This window comes from Micromonospora auratinigra, from assembly GCF_900089595.1.
Classification (GTDB): domain Bacteria; phylum Actinomycetota; class Actinomycetes; order Mycobacteriales; family Micromonosporaceae; genus Micromonospora; species Micromonospora auratinigra.
In genome coordinates this window covers 3,238,350-3,256,373 of sequence record NZ_LT594323.1, presented here as the reverse complement: position 1 = coordinate 3,256,373, position 18,024 = coordinate 3,238,350, and the positions used below count along the sequence as shown (strand labels likewise).

At 75.4% G+C, this 18,024-nt stretch carries 14 protein-coding genes; 8 read left to right on the top strand and 6 right to left on the bottom strand.

What is annotated here, in order from left to right:
• Positions 1–5,589 carry a WG repeat-containing protein gene (locus GA0070611_RS32240; RefSeq protein WP_269456366.1) on the bottom strand — a complete coding sequence of 1,863 codons (5,589 nt, stop codon included), beginning with the start codon at positions 5,587–5,589 and terminating at the stop codon, positions 1–3.
• Between the two features lie 160 nt (positions 5,590–5,749).
• Between GA0070611_RS32240 and GA0070611_RS14260 the strand changes: the two genes are divergently transcribed.
• The 3 genes from GA0070611_RS14260 to GA0070611_RS14250 all read left to right on the top strand — a co-directional run bounded on the left by GA0070611_RS14260 (position 5,750) and on the right by GA0070611_RS14250 (position 8,464).
• Complete coding sequence (locus GA0070611_RS14260) at positions 5,750–6,601, top strand: ABC transporter permease (protein WP_091664153.1); 852 nt, start codon at positions 5,750–5,752, stop codon at positions 6,599–6,601.
• 82 nt (positions 6,602–6,683) lie between these two features.
• Entirely contained in the window at positions 6,684–7,475 is a 792-nt protein-coding gene (locus GA0070611_RS14255; RefSeq protein ID WP_091672906.1) for an ABC transporter permease, read from the top strand.
• Positions 7,472–8,464, top strand: coding sequence for an ABC transporter ATP-binding protein (locus GA0070611_RS14250; protein WP_091664148.1), 993 nt, complete (start codon positions 7,472–7,474; stop codon positions 8,462–8,464). The genes GA0070611_RS14255 and GA0070611_RS14250 overlap by 4 nt, the downstream gene beginning before the upstream one ends.
• A gap of 37 nt (positions 8,465–8,501) precedes the next feature.
• Here GA0070611_RS14250 and GA0070611_RS14245 read toward each other — a convergent pair whose 3' ends face one another.
• The 3 genes from GA0070611_RS14245 to nadA form a co-directional block, all read right to left on the bottom strand.
• The gene (locus GA0070611_RS14245; protein ID WP_167604430.1) at positions 8,502–9,140 is read right to left on the bottom strand and encodes a DUF3043 domain-containing protein; all 639 of its coding nucleotides are present in this window, start codon (positions 9,138–9,140) and stop codon (positions 8,502–8,504) included.
• Between the two features lie 63 nt (positions 9,141–9,203).
• On the bottom strand, positions 9,204–10,559 hold the full coding sequence (murA, locus tag GA0070611_RS14240) for a UDP-N-acetylglucosamine 1-carboxyvinyltransferase (protein ID WP_091664140.1): 1,356 nt from the start codon (positions 10,557–10,559) through the stop codon (positions 9,204–9,206).
• A gap of 213 nt (positions 10,560–10,772) precedes the next feature.
• The gene (gene nadA / locus GA0070611_RS14235) at positions 10,773–11,948 is read right to left on the bottom strand and encodes a quinolinate synthase NadA (RefSeq protein ID WP_091664136.1); all 1,176 of its coding nucleotides are present in this window, start codon (positions 11,946–11,948) and stop codon (positions 10,773–10,775) included.
• Between the two features lie 68 nt (positions 11,949–12,016).
• Here nadA and GA0070611_RS14230 point away from each other — a divergent pair, with 68 nt between their 5' ends.
• The 4 genes from GA0070611_RS14230 to GA0070611_RS14215 all read left to right on the top strand — a co-directional run bounded on the left by GA0070611_RS14230 (position 12,017) and on the right by GA0070611_RS14215 (position 15,480).
• Entirely contained in the window at positions 12,017–13,153 is a 1,137-nt protein-coding gene (locus GA0070611_RS14230; RefSeq protein WP_091672904.1) for a glycerate kinase family protein, read from the top strand.
• Between the two features lie 191 nt (positions 13,154–13,344).
• Positions 13,345–13,713: an iron-sulfur cluster insertion protein ErpA gene (gene erpA, locus GA0070611_RS14225; protein ID WP_091664132.1), complete on the top strand. Its 369-nt coding sequence runs from the start codon at positions 13,345–13,347 to the stop codon at positions 13,711–13,713.
• 223 nt (positions 13,714–13,936) lie between these two features.
• On the top strand, positions 13,937–14,914 hold the full coding sequence (locus GA0070611_RS14220) for a carbohydrate kinase family protein (protein ID WP_091664128.1): 978 nt from the start codon (positions 13,937–13,939) through the stop codon (positions 14,912–14,914).
• Entirely contained in the window at positions 14,911–15,480 is a 570-nt protein-coding gene (locus tag GA0070611_RS14215; RefSeq protein WP_091664126.1) for an AAA family ATPase, read from the top strand. Before GA0070611_RS14220 ends, GA0070611_RS14215 begins: the two co-directional genes overlap by 4 nt.
• Positions 15,481–15,493: 13 nt before the next feature.
• Here the strand turns inward: GA0070611_RS14215 and GA0070611_RS14210 are convergent, their stop codons facing one another.
• Together GA0070611_RS14210 and GA0070611_RS14205 are read right to left on the bottom strand one after the other, a co-directional pair.
• The gene (locus GA0070611_RS14210) at positions 15,494–15,724 is read right to left on the bottom strand and encodes a sulfurtransferase TusA family protein (protein WP_091664123.1); all 231 of its coding nucleotides are present in this window, start codon (positions 15,722–15,724) and stop codon (positions 15,494–15,496) included.
• The gene (locus GA0070611_RS14205; RefSeq protein ID WP_091664119.1) at positions 15,721–16,872 is read right to left on the bottom strand and encodes a cysteine desulfurase family protein; all 1,152 of its coding nucleotides are present in this window, start codon (positions 16,870–16,872) and stop codon (positions 15,721–15,723) included. Before GA0070611_RS14205 ends, GA0070611_RS14210 begins: the two co-directional genes overlap by 4 nt.
• A gap of 171 nt (positions 16,873–17,043) precedes the next feature.
• Here GA0070611_RS14205 and ctaC point away from each other — a divergent pair, with 171 nt between their 5' ends.
• The gene (gene ctaC / locus GA0070611_RS14200) at positions 17,044–18,015 is read left to right on the top strand and encodes an aa3-type cytochrome oxidase subunit II (RefSeq protein ID WP_091664115.1); all 972 of its coding nucleotides are present in this window, start codon (positions 17,044–17,046) and stop codon (positions 18,013–18,015) included.
• Positions 18,016–18,024: the final 9 nt, after the last annotated feature.

The window sequence follows — 18,024 nt, the reverse complement described above, 5'->3', positions numbered from 1 at the left end:
TCAGAGCACCGGGCTGGTGTCGGCGAGCAACTGCTCGATCTCGGCGACCACGGCGGCCCGGTCGGGGTGCACCGGGTCGAGCAGCGGCCCGCCCCGTCGGTCCAACGCGCCCCAGCGGCCGGTGTCGTCGCTGACCAGGAAGGCCACCGGGTGCACCACCAGTGTCGGGTACGCCGGCGCGACGAGGACCCGGCCGGTACGGTCCACCACGCCCCGCCGGCCGGCCAGCTCCACACCGGCCAGCCCCTCCTCGGTGAAGCCGTCCACCTGCCGCCCGTCGGCCAGCGCGGTGGTCAACCCGTGGTACCGGGTCGGCACCACCAGCTGGCCGGTGCGGTCCACCGCGCCCCAGCCGCCGTTCTGCCGGACCGCCGCGAGACCGCCCCGGAACGGGCGGACGTCCTCGTACCCGGGCGGGATCTTCACGATGTTGGTCGGGTCGACCGCCATCCACCTGCCCTTGCCGTCCATCGACACCCAGGCCAGCCCCTCGGCGAAGGAGCCCACCGCCCGGTAGCCGTTGTTCGCCTCGATCAGCGCCGCGCCGGTGGTGTCGATCAGCGCCCAGCGGGACGCCTCCGGCCGGCGTACCCACGCCATCCCCTCGCGGAACGGCTGCGCCTCGGCGTACCGGTGTGCGACGACCAGGTTGCCGTCGGCATCCGCGTACCCCCAGAGCTCCTGCTCCTCGTCGAAGGTCGGCACCGGGTACCGGGCGCGGCCCAGGACCGTCTCCCGGCTGCGCGGCTTCGGCCCGAAACCGCCGGTCACCGCCCGCGCCGCGACCGCGTCCAACGCCACCGAGGTACGCGCGTTCAGCTCCGCGTCCTCGCCCTGGCGCAGGTCGAGGGCCCGCTCGAAGTGCAGGCACGCCTCGGTCAGCCGGCCCTGGTCGTAGCAGCTGCGGCCGGCGTGCTCGTGCAGCACGGCACGCAGCCGGTCGGGCAGCTCGGTGGAGTTCGCCTCGGCGAAGAGCCGGTCGGCCTCCGCGTGCTCGCCGCGCCAGCGCAGCACCTCGGCCAGCCGCGCCCGGGCCAGTGCGGTCCGCCGCAACTCGCCGGTGGCTTCCGCGTACGTGAGGGCCAGCCGCGCGTCGGCGAGGGCGTCGTCCAGCTCACCGAGGATCCGCGAGGCCACCGACCGCAGGCTCAGCAGCCGGGCCCGACTGCGGTTGTCGAGCGCGCTGCCCAGCTTCGTGGTGAGCCCGTCGCGTACCGCCCGGAGCGCCGCCGGATCGGGGGCCTCCTCGCGCAGCGTCTCGGGGTGCAGTCGCCAGCGGAACGCCGCCAGCGCCTGCTCCGGGTCGCTCGGGGGTGCCTCCGCCGGTGCGGTGACGACCGGCGCGTCCACCGGCGCTGCCGCCTGCGGCGGCCCGTTCTCCGGCTCGCTGCCGTTCGCCGGTCCGGCCTCGGCTTCCGGCTCGCCGGTGTCCTCCGGTCCGGCGGTGTCCTCCGGTTCGGCGGTGTCCTCGGGCTCGGTGGTGGGCTCCGGGTCTCGGACTGCCTCCGGTCCGGTGGCGGTCTCCGGTTCGGCGGCGGACTCCGGATCGCTGAAGCTCTCCGGTGCGGCGGTGGCCTCCGGATCGCTGATGCTCTCCGGTGCGGTGGTGGCCTCCGGATCGCTGATGCTCTCCGGTTCGGCCGCGGACTCCGGTTCGGCCGCGGACTCCGGTTCGGCGGCGGACTCCCGGGCGCGGATCGCCACCGGCTCGATCGCGGGCTCCGGTCCGGTGATGATCCCCGGGGCACGGAGGACCGCTTCCGGTTCGGCGGTGGCCGCTGGGGCGCGGACCGCTTCCGGCTGCGGTGCCACCTCCGGCTCGTCGGTGGCACCCGGGGCCCGGGCCGCCGCTGGTCCGGCGGTGGCATCCGGGGCGCGGACCGCCGCTGGCTCCGGGCCGGCTTCCGCTCCGGGGCCGACCGGCTCGCCCGTCGTCCGGGCCGGCCCGACCTCTGCCGTCCTCGCGGCGTCGTCGTCGGCCGGTGTGGCGGCCGGATCCGTCGTATCCGGCGACGAGCCCTCCGCCGCCGGCCCGTTCGACGGGCGGGTGGGCGCGGCCGTTGCCGGGTCGAGCACGGGTGCAGCGGCGTCGGGCGCGGGCCCGGGCGGAACGGGAACGGGCCGGACGTCGACCGGGTCGGAGCCGGCCCCGGGTCCCTCCGACGCGACCCGCTCCTCGGTCGGGACGGCGGGCGTGGCCACCTCCGCCGGGATCGCGAGCGATCCGTCGACGGTCGATCCGTCGGCGTCCGGGCCGACGGCGAAGTCGGGGACCGCGGCGGTGGTGTCGGTGGGCGGAGCCGCGTCGGCCGAGGCGGTCGGCGCCGCCTCGGGTCGGCTCCTGGCGGCCGCCTCCGGTACGCGCGGTGCGTTGCGGGCCGGGCTCTCCCCGTACCGCTGCGGCGGCTCGACCACCGGCGGGTCGGCGGCGGCGGGACGGGCCCGCTCGTCCGTCACGGTGCCCGGCGGGACCGGCGCGGGCGACCCCGACACCGGCATGGCGGCGGGTGGCGTGGTGGAGGACGGCGGCGTGGCGGTCGGGGGCGCGGCGACCGGCCGGGCCGGCGGAGCCCAGACCGGGGGTGCGTCGACCGGCCGTCCGGCTGCCGGACCGGTCGGCGCCGCTGCCGTCGACCCCTGGGAGGCGGACGGCGAGGAAGCGGCCGGGGCCGTCGGCGCGGGTTGGCTCGGCCGGAACCAGGCCTGCGGCCCCTCGACCGTCGGAGCGCCCTGGGACGAGGACTGGTGCACCGGGCGGTCCGGGCGCGGTGGGTCGACGCGGCCGCTCTCCACGGCGGGGCCGGGTGCCACCGGGGCCGTGGCGGGGTTCCCGCCGGAGGGTGCGGCGACCTCGGTCGGCTCGCTCGGGCGGGCACCGGGATACGCCGGCGGCGCCGACGCGGGGCCAGCCCGCATCACCTGCGGCGCAGGGCCGGCCGGCTCGGCCAGGGCCGGTGCCTCGGGAGCGGGCCCGCCGACGACGGGACCGGGAACCGGTGCCGTCGCAGCGGCCGAGGGTGCCGGGGCTGCCGGTCGGGATGCCGGTCCCGGTGCGCCCGCCTCCATGGGCCCGGGCCGGCCGGCTCCGGCCGACCAGACCGGCGGTGCGGAGACCGGTCGGGTGGCGGCCGGTGGTGCGGAGACCGGCTGGGTCGTCACGGGCGGTGCGGAGACCGGTCGGGTGGCGGCCGGTGGTGCGGAGACCGGCTGGGTCGTCACGGGTGGCGCGGGGACCGGTCGGGTGGCGGCCGGTGGTGCGGAGACCGGCTGGGTCGTGGCCGGCGGGGCCGAGACCGGCTCGGCCGGCGAGGGTGGCGCGGAGACCGGTCGGGTGGCGGCCGGCGGCGCGGAGACCGGCTGGGTCGTCACGGGCGGTGCGGAGACCGGTCGGGTGCCGGCCGGTGGTGCCGAGACCGGCTCGGCCGGCGAGGGTGGCGCGGAGACCGGCGGGCCGGCCGCCGGCGGCGCGGAGACGGGCCGGGCGGTGGTGGCCGGCGGCGCGGAGACCGGTGGACGGCCGGTGTCGACCGGTTCCGGCAGGTCCGGTGCTGCCGCCGGCGGCGGGGCCGGCAGGAATTCGACGCGCAGGTGCGCCGCGGGTGGCACGGAAATCGGAGCGTCCAGGACCGGGGTGCCGGGAACCGGCACGCCGGAGGTGGGCGCACCGGACACCGGGACGCCGGACACGGGCGCGTCCAGGCCGGTGCCGCCGGGCCCGGGCGGGCCGGACACGGGCGCGGTCGGGCGCGGGTCGGGCCGTTCCGCGGACCCGGGCCGGGCCGGGGCGGCGGGGAGGGCCGCGTCCCGCGGCTGGTCCGACCGGGCCGGGGCCGCCGGACCGGAGTGCAGCGGTGGCGTCCGCCGGTTCTCCACCTCTTCGGGACGGGTCCGGGCGGCGGGTTCGTCCGGTACGCGCGGCCCGCTCCACGCCGGTACGTCCGGTGCCGTGCCCCGACCCTGGGCAGCCGGACGGACGTCGCCGGGCCGGGTCGGCCGTGGTTCCGCCGGACGCTCCTGCGGGCGGGCCGGGAACTCCGGCCGCGGACCGACCGATTCGGGTCGCGGGCCGACGGTTCCGGGCCGTGGACCTGTCGACTCGGGTCGCGGTGCCACCTGCTCGGGCCGGTGGCCGGGGTGCTCCGGGCGTCGGCCGGTCGACTCGGGTGCACCGGACGTCGGGTGGGGGCCGTCGGGACGGCGACCGTCGTACCGGGTCGACTCGTCGACCGGACGCAGCGGCCGGCCGTCCGGGCCCAGCGGTGGGCGGCCGTCCCGGCCCGGCGTCGGCCGGCCGTCCGGGCCCAGCGGTGGGCGGCCGTCCCGGCCCGGCGTCGGCCGGCCGTCCGGGCCCAGCGGTGGGCGCTGGCGCTCGTCGGGGCGCTGGACGGTGGGCTCGGTGCGCGGCCGGCGCTCGACGACCGGCCACTGCTCGGGCTGCGGGCGACCGGGCTCGACCGGGGGACGCCGGCCCTCCCACCGGTCGTCGGGGCGGAAGGCGGCGGGGCGGGGCGCGCCGTACCGGCCGTCCTCGGGGCGGTGCGGGTCCGTCGGACGGTACGGGTCGGCGTCGCGCCGCGGGCCGTCGACCCGGTGCTCGGCCGGCCGGCCGAAACCGGGGTCCCGGGCGTCCGCCGGACGGGCGACACCCGGCTCGTGCCGGGATCCCCGCCCGTCGATGTCGCGGCGGTCCAGGCGTGGTTCGCGGCGGTCGTCCCAGCCCGGCTGTCCGGGGGCACGGCGGCCGGGGTCGCGCCGGTCCACCGGACGCCCGGGGTCGGGCTCAGGTCGCGCGCCGCGCACCGGCTCGCGCCAACCGTCCCGGCCGGCGTCGCGGCGGTCCACCGGGCCGCGCGGGGGAGGGGTCTGGCCTCGACGCTGCTGCGGGTGCGGCGGGTACTCGCCCGGCTCCGGCAGCCAGCCGGGCTCGGATCCGGGGGCGACCGGGCGGTGACCGGCCGCGTCCCGCCGCCCCGGCTCGGGGCGTACCCAGCGCTGGTCGGCGCGGTCGTCCCACCCGGCGGCGGGCTGCTCCCGGCCGGGCGTCCAGCCGGGACCGCGCCGGTCGTCCCGGTCGTCGGGGTGCGGCTGCCGGCGGTCGGCCCAGGTCCGTCGCCCGTCGGCGGGCGCGTCGGGCCGGCCGTCGCCGTCCGGGTGCCCGCGCCGCTCACCGGGACCCGGCCCCCGCGGGTCCACCGGAGCCGGGCTGACCGGGTAGGTGCCGCGTCGGCCGTCGGGGCCGGCCGGGCTGACCGGGTAGGTGCCGCGTCGGCCGTCGGGGCCGGCCGGGCTGACCGGGTAGGTGCCGCGTCGGCCGTCGGGGCCGGCCGGGCTGACGGGGTACGTGCCGCGTCGGCCGTCGGGGCCGGCGGGGCTGACCGGGTACGCGTCCTCCACCGGCGCCGGGCTGACCGGCTGGACCTCGGCGCGGCCGACGACGGCCGCCCGGCCCCGTGGTGCGGGTGGGGTGAGGTGTTCGAGGCCGATGTCGCCCGGGTAGCGCTGCCCGGGGAACTGCGGACGCCACTCGTGGGTCGGCTCGGCGGCCCACGCGGGTTCGGCCAGCTCGCGCCAGCGGTCGTAGCCGCTCATCGCGGGGCCCGGTCGCCGCTCGCGCGGCGCGGCCCCGGGGCCGGCTCGCGTCGCTCGCTCACGGCGATGTCACCTCGTCGGAAATTGTCGCGCTGGGCACCGGACCTGCCGGTAGAGTCGCTCGGTCCGGCACGTCTGGCTGCGGAAGGAGGGTAGCGGCGTGGGCTCTGTCACCGCCACTGTGGCACCGCCCACGGAGTCAAACGTTACCCGATGGATTCGGACATTCGGCGCGATAGCGGTAGCCGGATTCCGGCGACACGCCACCTACCGGCAGGCCGCCGTGGCCGGCGTCGTCACCAACACCGTGTTCGGCTTCCTCCGCTGCTACATCTTCCTGGCCGTGGCCGACGGTGCCGGCCGCGCCGCCGGTTACGACCGCGCCCAGCTCGCCAGCTACGTCTGGGCCGCGCAGGGCCTGCTGGCGGTGATCGCGATCTGGGGCTGGTCCGAGCTGGCCGACCGGATCCGCACCGGCGAGATCGCCGCCGACCTGCTCCGCCCGGTCCACCCGGTGACCAGCTACCTCGCCACCGACCTGGGCCGCGCCGGCTTCGCCGCGCTGGCCCGCATGATCCCCCCGGTGCTGACCGGCCCGCTCTTCTTCGCGGTGTACGTGCCGCACCGGTGGGCCACCCTGCCGCTCTTCGCCGGCTCGGTGCTGCTGGCGGTGATCGTCTGCTTCGCCTGCCGCTACCTGGTCAACGCGACCGCGTACTGGCTGCAGGACGTGCGGGGGCCGATGATCCTCTGGACCCTCTTCTCCGGCGTGCTGGCCGGTCTGTACTTCCCGCTCGGCTTCCTCCCCGGCTGGTTGGAGACGGCGTTGCGCTACGCCACCCCGTTCCCGAGCCTGTTCCAGACCCCGCTCGACGTGCTGGTCGAGCGGGAGCCGATGCCGCAGCAGCTCGTTCTGGTCGGGCTCCAGGTCGGCTGGGCGGTCGCGCTGCTGGCCCTCTGCCGGCTGGTGCAGCGCCGGGCCGAGCACAAGCTGGTGGTGCAGGGTGGCTGAGCCGGTGACCCTGGCCGGCCCGGATCCGGCCGGCGTACGCGACGGCGGGCCCGATGCCCGGGTGGCCGACCGGGCGGGGCGGCTGGCGGCGTACCGGGCGCTGCTGGGGGCGCAGGCCCGCTCGCAGGCCGCGTACCGGACGTCGTTCGTGGTGGACCTGGTCGGCAACGTCGGGGCGACCGTGTTCGACGTGGTCACCGTGCTGGTGCTCTTCGGAGTGACCCGGGAACTGGGCGGCTTCACCCTGCGCGAGACGTTGGTGATCGTCGGCCTGTCGTCGTTCGCGTTCGCCACCGCCGACCTGTTGGTCGGCAACATCGAGCGGCTGCCCCGCTACGTCCGCACCGGGCTCTTCGACGCGGTCCTGGTCCGGCCGCTGGCCGCGCTGCCCCAGCTGCTGCTGATGGACCTGCCGGTCCGCAAGCTGTCCCGGAGCGTCTTCGGGCTGGCCGTGCTGGTGGTGGCGGTCACCTCGGCCGGTATCGCGTGGACGCCGGCCCGGCTGGTGCTGGTGGTGGTCGCCCCGCTCGCCGGGATCGTCTTCTTCGGCGCGTTCTTCGTGGCCACCGCCACCGTGTCGTTCTACTGGGTCGACTCGGGCGAGCTGGCCAACTCGGTCACCTACGGCGGGCGCGACTTCACCTCGTACCCGGTGACCGTCTACGGCGGCTGGTTCCGGACGATCTTCGCGTACGGGCTGGGTTTCGCCTTCGTCAGTTACCACCCGGCGCTGGCCCTGCTGGGCCGGGCCGACCCGCTCGGCCTGCCCGGCTGGGTGGGGTGGGCCGCGCCGGGGGTGGCGCTGGTCGCCGCGGCGCTCGCCGCCCTGGCGTGGCGCGTCGGTATCCGTCACTACCGGAGCACGGGGTCATGAGCGTCATCGAGATGAACGGCCTGCGCAAGGAGTTCACCGTCCGGGTACGGGCCGGCCGGCTGCGCCGGGAGAAGCGGACGGTCACCGCGGTCGACGGGATCGACCTGCGGGTCGAGCGGGGCGAGATGGTCGGGTACATCGGCCCGAACGGTGCCGGCAAGTCGACCACCCTGAAGATGCTCACCGGCGTGCTGATGCCGTCGGCGGGCGACGCGCGGGTCTGCGGGCTGCGTCCGGTGGCCGAGCGCACCCGGCTGGCGCTGCGCATCGGCGTGGTGTTCGGGCAGCGTTCGCAGCTCTGGTGGGACCTGCCGCTGCGCGATTCGTTCGCGCTGCTCCGGCACGTCTACCGGGTGCCGCCGGGCGACCACGCGGCCCGGCTGACCCGCTGCCGGGGCCTGCTCGACCTGGACGAGTTCCTGGACACCCCGGTCCGGCAGCTCTCCCTCGGCCAGCGGATGCGCGGCGAGCTGACCGCGGCCCTGCTGCACGGCCCCGAGGTGCTCTTCCTGGACGAGCCGACGATCGGGCTGGACGTGGTGAGCAAGCAGGCGGTCCGGGGCTTCCTGGCGGAGCTGGGGCGGGCCGGGGACACCACCCTGGTGCTGACCACCCACGATCTGGCCGACATCGAGCGGCTCTGCCGCCGGCTGGTGGTCATCGACCACGGCCGGGTGGTGCACGACGGCTCGATCGCCGCCCTGCACAGCCGCTACGGCTCCCGCCGGCTGGTGGTGGCCGAGCTGGACGGGGTGCTGACCGAGCCGCCGACGCTGCCGGGCGCGCCGCTGGTCCGGGTGGAGGCGGACGGGCACCGGCTGGTCTTCGAGTTGGAGTCGGCGACCGTCGCGCAGGTGGTCGCCGGCCTGGGCGGGCTGGCGAGCCTGCGCGACATCTCGATCGTCGAGCCGGACATCGAGGAGGTCATCGCCCGCCTCTACCGCACCCCGGCGGAAGGGAAGGGCCCCCTCCTGACGCCTGGCGTATAGGAAGGGGCCCCGTTTCGACAGCTCCGAGGGGAGAGCCTCAGATCTTGTCGCCGATGTTCACCTGGGGCGCGGGGGCGCGCATCCGGCGGAACGTGATCGAGCGCATGATCGCGTAGAAGTAGAGCGAGCCGAGCTTCTCGGTGCTGCGCGGGAAGCGCTCCCGCACCAGCTTCCTGATCCTGCGGGAGATCAGCACCGAGTCGATCACCACACCGAGCGCCAGCAGCCCCCACAGCACGTTGGAGAGCAGCCGGACGACCGCCGGCATGGCCTGGTTGGAGCCGATCAGCACGATCAGCGCGCCACCGAAGAACCAGGTGCCGACGGTACGGCGGGAGTCGACCACGTTGCGCGCGAGCAGCCGCTCGGGGCCCCGGTCGCGGGGGCCGCCCTCCCGGCGGAACTCCGCCGCCGCCTCGGCGCGGGCCGTCCGGCGCTGCTCCCGGGCCTCCTCCTTGGTCAGCGGCTTGCTGGGCGCGCCCGGACGCCGGCCGGCGCCGGGTCGCTTCGGGGTCTCGCGCCCCTTCGCGGGCGTGTAGCCCCGGGGGCGGTCAGCGGTGGACGCCTCGTCGGTCGTCACCGTGGTGACGGACTCCTCGACCAGGTCGGTGGGCTTGCGGCGAAACAGCGACGGCACGCCGGCAAGGGTAGCCAAACAGCCGCGCCCGGTGCACATCGCGGGTGCACCGGGCGCGTGGTCACGTCCTCGGCACGGTGTCGTGCCGGGGACGCGGGTGGGTCAGGGACGCTCGACGTGCGCGCCCAGGTCGGCCAGCTTGGCCTCGAAGTCCTCGTAGCCGCGGTTGATCAGGTCGACGCCGTACACCCGGGAGGTGCCCTCGGCGGCGAGCGCCGCGATCAGGTGGCTGAAGCCGGCCCGCAGGTCCGGGATGACCAGGTCGGCCGCGTGCAGCTTGCTCGGGCCGGCGATCACCGCGGAGTGCTTGAAGTTGCGCCGGCCGAAGCGGCACGGGGTGCCGCCCAGGCAGTCCCGGTAGACCTGGATGTTGGCGCCCATCGTGTTCAGCGCCTCGGTGTAGCCGAGCCGCTGCTCGTAGACCGTCTCGTGGACGATCGACAGGCCGCGGGCCTGGGTCAGCGCGACCACGAGCGGCTGCTGCCAGTCGGTCATGAAGCCGGGGTGGACGTCGGTCTCCAGCGCCACCGCGTTCAGCTCGCCGCCCGGGTGCCAGAAGCGGATGCCGCCCTCCTGGCCGGGCTTGCCGCCGCGCGGCGGCCGCAGGTCGGTGACCTCGTACTCGCCGCCGACCGAGCGGAAGATGTTCAGGAAGGTCATCATGTCGGCCTGCTGCGCGCCGAGCACCTCGACGTGGCCGCGGGTGGCCAGCGCGGCGGCCGCCCAGCTCGCCGCCTCGATCCGGTCCGGGATGGGCCGGTGGGTGTAGCCGCTGAGCCGCTTCACGCCCTGGATCTCGATCACCCGGTCGGTGTGCACCTTGATGATCGCGCCCATCTTCTGCAGGATGCAGATCAGGTCGACGATCTCGGGCTCGACGGCGGCGTTGCGCAGCTCGGTGACGCCCTCGGCCATCACCGCGGTGAGCAGCACCTGCTCGGTGGCGCCCACGCTCGGGTACGGCAGCGCGAACTTCGTGCCGTGCAGCCCGTTGGGCGCGGAGAGGTGCAGGCCCTCCGGGGTCTTCTCGACCGTCGCGCCGAACTCGCGCAGCGCCTGGAGGTGGAAGTCGATCGGGCGCGGCCCGATGTGGCAGCCGCCCAGGTCGGGGATGAACGCGTGGCCGAGCCGGTGCAGCAGCGGGCCGCAGAACAGGATCGGGATCCGGCTGGAGCCGGCGTGCACGTTGATCTGGTCGGTGCTGGCGCTCTCGACGTTCGACGGGTCGAAGACGAGCTCGCCCTCCTCCTCACCGTCGCTCACCTTGACGCCGTGCAGGCCGAGCAGCCCGCGGACCACCTCGACGTCCCGGATCCGCGGCACGTCGAACAGCCGGCTGGGAGTGTCCCCCAGCAGGGCGGCGACCATCGCCTTGGAGACCAGGTTCTTCGCGCCGCGCACGCGGATCCGCCCTTGCAGCGGAGTTCCTCCGTGTACGACCAGGACGTCGTCGGTCAACGCAACCTCCAGCGCGTTGGTACTGCCCGTGTGGATGGCGGGATCACGATCTGCATCGGTACCCGAAATGCGGCCGCGGAAAAACGCCCCGCGTGTGTCGTCGCCGGAGGCAGCATAGCCCTCCGTGACGAAAATGGAATCGGTCACATCACCAGCGCCGGCACGAACCGGTAATTCGGCGCGTTTCCGTGCCGGTGATGTGACCGTGGGTGATCAGGCGCCCGGCAGGGCGAGCATCTGGTCCAGCGCGGCCCGGGCGTGGCGCGCGGTCTCCGGGTCGACGGTGATCTGGTTGACCACCCGCCCCGCGACCAGCTCCTCCAGCGCCCACACCAGGTGCGGCAGGTCGATCCGGTTCATCGTCGAGCAGTAGCAGACCGCCCGGTCGAGGAACATGATCTGCTTGTCCGGGTGGGCCAGCGCCAGCCGGCGCACCAGGTTCAGCTCGGTGCCGACCGCCCACGCCGAGCCGGCCGGGGCCGCCTCGATGGCCTTGATGATGTACTCGGTCGAGCCCACGAAGTCGGCGGCGGTGACGACCTCGTGCCGGCACTCCGGGTGGACCAGGACGTTGACCCCCGGCACCCGCTCCCGGACGTCGTTGACGCTGTCCAGGGTGAAGCGGCCGTGCACCGAGCAGTGCCCGCGCCAGAGGATCATCTTCGCGTCCCGGAGCTGCTCCGGGGTGAGCCCGCCGCCCGGCTTGTGCGGGTCGTAGAGCACGCAGTCGTCCAGCGAGAGGCCCATCTCCAGCACCGCCGTGTTGCGGCCCAGGTGCTGGTCGGGCAGGAAGAGCACCTTCTGCCCCTGCTCGAAGGCCCAGTCCAGGGCCCGCTTGGCGTTGGAGGAGGTGCAGACCACACCGCCGTGCCGGCCGACGAAGCCCTTGATGTCGGCCGAGGAGTTCATGTATGTCACCGGGACGGTGTCCGCCGCGACACCCACCTCGGTCAGCACGTCCCAGGCGGTCTCGACCTGCGACAGCACGGCCATGTCGGCCATCGAGCAGCCGGCGGCCAGGTCGGGCAGGATCACCTTCTGGTCGTCCGAGGTGAGGATGTCCGCGCTCTCGGCCATGAAGTGCACGCCGCAGAAGACGATGTACTCCGCGTCGGGGCGGGCCGCCGCCTCCCGGGCCAGCTTGAACGAGTCGCCCGTCACGTCGGCGAACTGGATCACCTCGTCGCGCTGGTAGTGGTGGCCGAGCACGAAGACCTTCGTGCCGAGCGCGGCCTTCGCCGCCGCCGCCCGGGCCACCAGGTCCGGGTCGCTCGGCGCGGGAAGGTCGCCCGGACACTCCACGCCACGCTCGGTGGCGGGGTCGCTGCCGCGGCCGAGGAGCAGCAGCGCAGTGGCGGTGTTGGAGGGCTCAACCCAGGTCGAAGTCACGCCTCCCATGGTCCCACAGCGTGGCCGGCGCGCAGCCGCCCCCGGTGTGGCCTGCCACACTGCACGGCATGCGCGTGCTGCTCTGCCCCGACAAGTTCGCCGGCACCCTGCCGGCCCCGGAGGTGGCCGCGGCGGTGGCCGAGGGCTGGCGGACCGTGTCCCCCGGCGACGAGCTGGTGCTCCGGCCGCTGGCCGACGGCGGTCCGGGCTTCGTCGCCGTGCTGGCCGGGGCACTGGGCGGGCGGCGGCTGCCGGTGCCGACGGTCGACCCGCTGGGCCGGCCGGTCGCCGGTGAGATCCTGCTCACCGACGACGGCACCGCCTACCTGGAGAGCGCCCAGGCCTGCGGGCTGCACCTGCTCGCCGCCGCCGAGCGGGACCCGAAGGCGACCACCTCGTACGGGCTGGGGCTGCTGGTCGCCGCCGCCGTGGAGGCGGGGGCGCGGACCGTGGTGACCGGGCTGGGCGGCTCGGCCACCAACGACGGGGGTGCCGGCATGCTCACCCCGCTCGGCGTGACCGCGCTGGACTCCGCCGGCCGGGCCCTGCCGTACGGCGGGTCCGCGCTGGCCGCGGTCGCCGCGCTGGACGGCGCGCCCCGGCTGCGCGGCGTCGCGCTGGTCGCCGCCACCGACGTCGACAACCCGCTGCTCGGCCTGCACGGGGCCAGCAACGTGTACGGCCCGCAGAAGGGCGCCACCCGGGAGGACGTGCTGCTGCTCGACGCGGCCCTGGAGCGCTGGGCCGAGCTGCTGGAGCGGGAGCTGCCCGGCTGCCCGGCCGGGCTCGGCGCGCTGCCCGGCGGGGGCGCGGCCGGCGGGCTGGGCGCGGCGCTGCTGGCGCTGGGCGGGCGCTGCGAGTCCGGCATCGGGCTGGTCACCCGCGCCATCGGGCTGGACGCCGCGCTGGACGCCGCCGACCTGGTGATCACCGGTGAGGGCTCCTTCGACCACCAGTCGCTGCGCGGCAAGGTGGTCGCCGGGGTGGCCGGGGCGGCCCGGGACCGGGGGGTGCCCTGCGTGGTGCTGGCCGGGCAGGTCAGCACCGGCCGGCGGGAGGCCGCGGCGGCCGGTGTGACCGACGCGTACAGCCTGGTGGAGCACTTCGGCGGCGAGGAGCGCGGCGGCCTGGCGGCGGCGCTGGAGCGGCCCGCCGAAGGGCTGCGCGCGCTCGGCGCCCGGCTCGCCGGGCAGTGGAGCCGCTGACCGGCCCCACGCGGGGCGGCCGGGCCCTGCCGGCCCGGCTGCGGCGCGGCTCACCCGCGCCCGGTAACCGCACCGGAGGTGACCCCGGGCCGGGCGGCGTACGATCGGAGCTGGACCACACCGGGAATCACTGGCGGGCGCGTGACGTTGGCCAGTGCGTCCGGACCCATACCGCGCAGGGAGATTTCCACGTGACCACGCCAGCGCAGACCGAGTCGACCGAGGCCCAGGCCTCCAGCACCGTCGTCCTCACCGACGTCGCGGCGCAGAAGGTCAAGGCCCTGATCGAGCAGGAGGGCCGCGACGACCTGCGGCTCCGGGTCGCCGTGCAGCCGGGCGGCTGCTCCGGCCTGCGGTACCAGCTCTTCTTCGACGAGCGGTCGCTCGACGGTGACATCGTCACCGACTACGACGGTGTCGAGGTCGTCGTCGACCGGATGAGCGCCCCCTACCTGACCGGCGCGACGATCGACTTCGCCGACCGGATCGACGCCCAGGGCTTCACCATTGACAACCCGAACGCCGGCAACTCCTGCGCCTGCGGCGACTCCTTCAGCTGAGTCGACCCACGCGTCCGGGTCGCCGGAGCGAGCACGACGGCGGGGCCGCCCCTGGTGGGGCGGCCCCGCCGCGCTTCGTCCGGGCGGCGGTGCCGCCGTTCGTGCCACCGGCAGGTGTCCGGCCGGTGGCCGGGGGTCGACCGCTCGTCGACCGACCTGCGACCACCGCACCGAGGCGACCGGTAGGCTGACCCGCGCCGTGCTCCCGACCACGAGGGTTGACATGAAGATCGCCGTGACCGGCTCGATCGCGACCGACCACCTGATGAGCTTCCCCGGCCGTTTCGCCGAGCAGCTCATCGCCGACCAGTTGGACAAGGTCTCCCTGTCCTTCCTCGTCGACGAGCTGGTGCTCCGGCGCGGCGGCACCGCCGCCAACATCGCCTTCGGCATGGCCCAGCTGGGCCTGCGTCCGGTGCTGCTGGGCGCGGTCGGCGCCGACTTCGCCGACTACCGGTCCTGGCTGGAGCGGCACGGGGTCGACTGCGACTCGGTGCACGTCAGCGAGGTGGCGCACACCGCCCGCTTCGTCTGCACCACCGACCTGGACATGTGCCAGATCGCCTCGTTCTACGCCGGCGCGATGAGCGAGGCCCGCAACATCGAGCTGGCCCCCGTGGCGCAGCGCCTCGACGGGCTCGACCTGGTGCTGGTCAGCGCCAACGACCCGGCCGCGATGATCCGGCACTCCGCGGAGTGCCGGGAGCGCGGGTACGCCTTCGTGGCCGACCCCTCGCAGCAGCTCGCCCGGATGGACGGCGCGGACGTGCTCGGCCTGATCGACGGCGCCGACTACCTGATGACCAACGAGTACGAGAAGTCGCTGCTGCAGAACAAGGCCGGGCTCACCGACGAGCAGCTGCTGGAGCGGGTGAAGGTGCGGGTCACCACGCTGGGCAAGCAGGGGGTGGAGATCGCCGGCCGGGACTTCGCCACCATCCGAGTGCCGATCGCCCGGGAGATCCAGGCGGTCGACCCGACCGGTGTCGGCGACGGTTTCCGGGCCGGCTTCTTCGCCGCGCTCAACTGGGGCGTCGGGCTGGAGCGGGCGGCCCAGGTGGGCTGCCTGCTCGCCACCCTGGTGCTGGAGAACTTCGGCGGCCAGGAGTACGAGGTGCGCCGGGACCTGTTCGTGAAGCGGCTCGCCGAGTCGTACGGTGACGAGGCCGCCGACGACGTGCGGCCGCACCTGCTGCCGTGAGCACGGCGGCGTCCGCCCCGGACGGCGGCGCGGACCCGGGCGCGCCCCGCCCCGCCGCGGGCGGCCCGGTGCTGGTCGCCTTCGCCGGGCTGCCCGGCGTGGGCAAGACCACTCTCGCCGTCCGGGTCGGCGCCGCCCTGCGCGCCCCGGTCCTGCCGGTCGACCCCGTCGAGCGGGCGCTGCACCGCTACGGCCTGGTCGGCGACGTGCCCGGGATGGCCGCCTACGGCGCGGTCGCCGGGCTGGCCGAGGTGCAGCTCGGGCTGGGCCTGAGCGTGGTGGTCGACGCGGTGAACCCGGTGGCCGCCGCCCGGGGCCTCTGGCACGACCTGGCCGAACGGGCCGGCGTGCCGCTGCGGGTGGTCGAGGTGCACTGCGGGGACGAGGCCGAGCACCGTCGCCGGGTCGAGTCCCGGCTGCCGGCCGAGCCGGACCCGCTCGCCCCGACCTGGGACCAGGTCCTGCTGCGCCGGGCCGGGTACGAGCCGCTGATCGGCCCCCGCCTGGTCGTCGACACCACGGTGGACGTCGACCCGCTCCCCGGCATCCTCGCCTACCTCCGCTGACCCCGGCGGCGGGTCAGCCGGTGCGGCGGACGTCGTAGGCGGGACCCCGGTCGGGGTGGGCGGCCAGGAACTCGTGACCGCGCAGGCGGCAGAAGGCCGGGATGTCCACCGCCGCCGCCGGGTCGTCGGCGAGCACCCGGACGATCGCGCCGGGCGGCAGGTCGGGCAGCCGGCGAGCGAGATTGATCACCGGGAGCGGGCAGCGCTGGCCCCGGCAGTCGAGCACCTCGTCCGGCTCGCTCACAGCCCGGTCACCCCGGCCTCGGCGCGCAGGTCGGCCACGATGCCGGGCAGCTCGTCGAGGAACCGCTCGACGTCCGCCGCGCTGCTCTCCCGGTGCAGCGACACCCGTACGTTGCCGTGCGAGAGCACTCCCATCGCCTCCAGCACGTGCGACGGCCGCAGCGTGGACGAGGTGCAGGAGGAGCCGGAGGAGACCGCGAAACCCCGCCGGTCCAGGGCGTGCAGCAGCGCCTCGCCGTCCACGTACAGGCAGGAGAAGGTGACCAGGTGGGGCAGGCGGTCCACCGGGTCGCCGACCACCTCCACGTCCGGCACCTCCGCCGCCACCCGGGCCCGGATCCGGTCCACCAGCGGGGCCAGCCGGGCCGCCTCGGCCGCCGCGTCGGCCGCCGCCGCGCGCAGGCTCGCCGCCGCCGCCACCACCGCCGGCAGGTTCACCACCCCGGGGGTACGCCCCGACTCCCGCCCGTCGGCCGGGTACGGCGACTCCCACCGGGTGCCCTTGCGGACCACCAGCAGGCCCACGCCGGGTGGCCCACCCCACTTGTGCGCGCTGGCGCTCAGCACCGACCAGCCGGCCGGCAGCGCGGCCCGGCCGACCAGCTGCGCCGCGTCGACGTAGAGCGGCACGCCCGCCTCGGCGCACAGCTCGGCCGCCGCTGGCACCGGCTGCACGGTGCCCACCTCGTGACTCGCGCCGATCAGCGCGGCCAGCGCGACGCCCGGCGTGGCCACCGCCGCTGCCCAGGCGTCCAGGTCCAGCCGGCCCCACCGGTCCACCGGTACGGAGTCCGCCGCGCCCCCGCCCGCCACGTGCCGCTCGGCGGCGTGCAGCACCGCCGAGTGTTCGATCGCGGAGTGCACCAGCCGGTTCCCGACCCGCCGCCGCCCGGTCAGCCCACCCAGCACGGCGGCGTGCGCCGCGGTCGTACCGCTGGGGGTGAAGGAGAGTTCGTCGGCGCGGACGCCGAGGGTGTCCGCGGTGGCCTCGCGGGCGGCGTCGAGCAGTTGCCGGGCCCGCCGGGCCCGGCCGTAGAGCTTGTCCGGGTCGGCCCAGCCGTCGTCGAGGGCGGCCAGCAGCGCCTGTCGCGCGACCGGGTGCAGCGGGGCGGCGGTGGCCGCGTCCAGGTAGACCGGGGATGCGCTCACGGGTAGCAACGCTATCGCCCCGGTACCGCCATGATCCCCCCGATGGGGGCGCAGAGTGACCCCAACACGGTCAGGCCCGTCATGGTCGAGTAATCTGCGACCGTCGGTGACGCCTTTGCCGTCGGTGCTGAGAGAAAGAACCGCCGCGGCGCGCTAGGGAGGCAGGACCAGGTGGTCGCAAGGAGTTCGGAGGTACGGTCGTCGGCCGTACGGCACAGCGCTTCCCCAGGGGCCGGTGGACGCCGGCGGCGTGGTGCTGGTCGGCTCGCCGGGCTCGGTCTCGGCGCCGTGGCGCTGCTGGTCTCGCTCACCGGTTGCGACGTCGGCAAGACGTTCGCCGGCTTCGGCTGGCCGCAGGGCGGGATCACGCCCGAGTCGCACCGGATGTACGACCTGTGGATCGCGTCCTGCATCGCGGCGCTCGCGGTCGGCGTGTTCGTCTGGGGCCTCATCTTCTGGTGCGTGATCCGCTACCGGAAGCGTGGCAACGAGCTGCCGGTGCAGACCCGCTACAACCTGCCGATGGAGTTCCTCTACACCATCGCGCCGATCCTCGTGGTCTCCGTGCTCTTCTACTACACGGCGGTCGTGCAGACCGACGTGATCAAGGAGTCGAAGAACCCGGACGTCACCGTCGAGGTCGTCGCCTTCAAGTGGAACTGGCAGTTCAACTACCGCGACGGCCAGGGCCGGGACGCCAACACTGTCGCCTCGACGCTGGGCACCAGCGAGGTCATCCCGATCCTGGTGCTGCCGACCGGCAAGTCGATCCGGTTCGAGGAGACCAGCCGCGACGTCATCCACTCGTTCTGGGTGCCGGAGCTGCTCTTCAAGCGCGACGTCATGCCGGGCAGCATCCGCAACACCTTCGAGGTCTCCAGCATCGACCAGGAGGGCGCGTACGTCGGCCGCTGCGCCGAGCTGTGCGGCAGCTACCACGCCTTCATGAACTTCGAGCTGCGGGTCGTCTCGCCGGAGAAGTACGAGCAGTTCCTGGCGGCCAAGAAGGCCGGCAAGTCGACCCAGGAGGCGCTCACCGCGATCGGTCAGAAGCCGTACGCCGAGACGACCGAGCCGTTCGACACCCGGCGTACCAAGAGCAACTTCAACCCGACCGACGCGTCGGCCGGTACGGGCAGCTGAGGGGGCCGG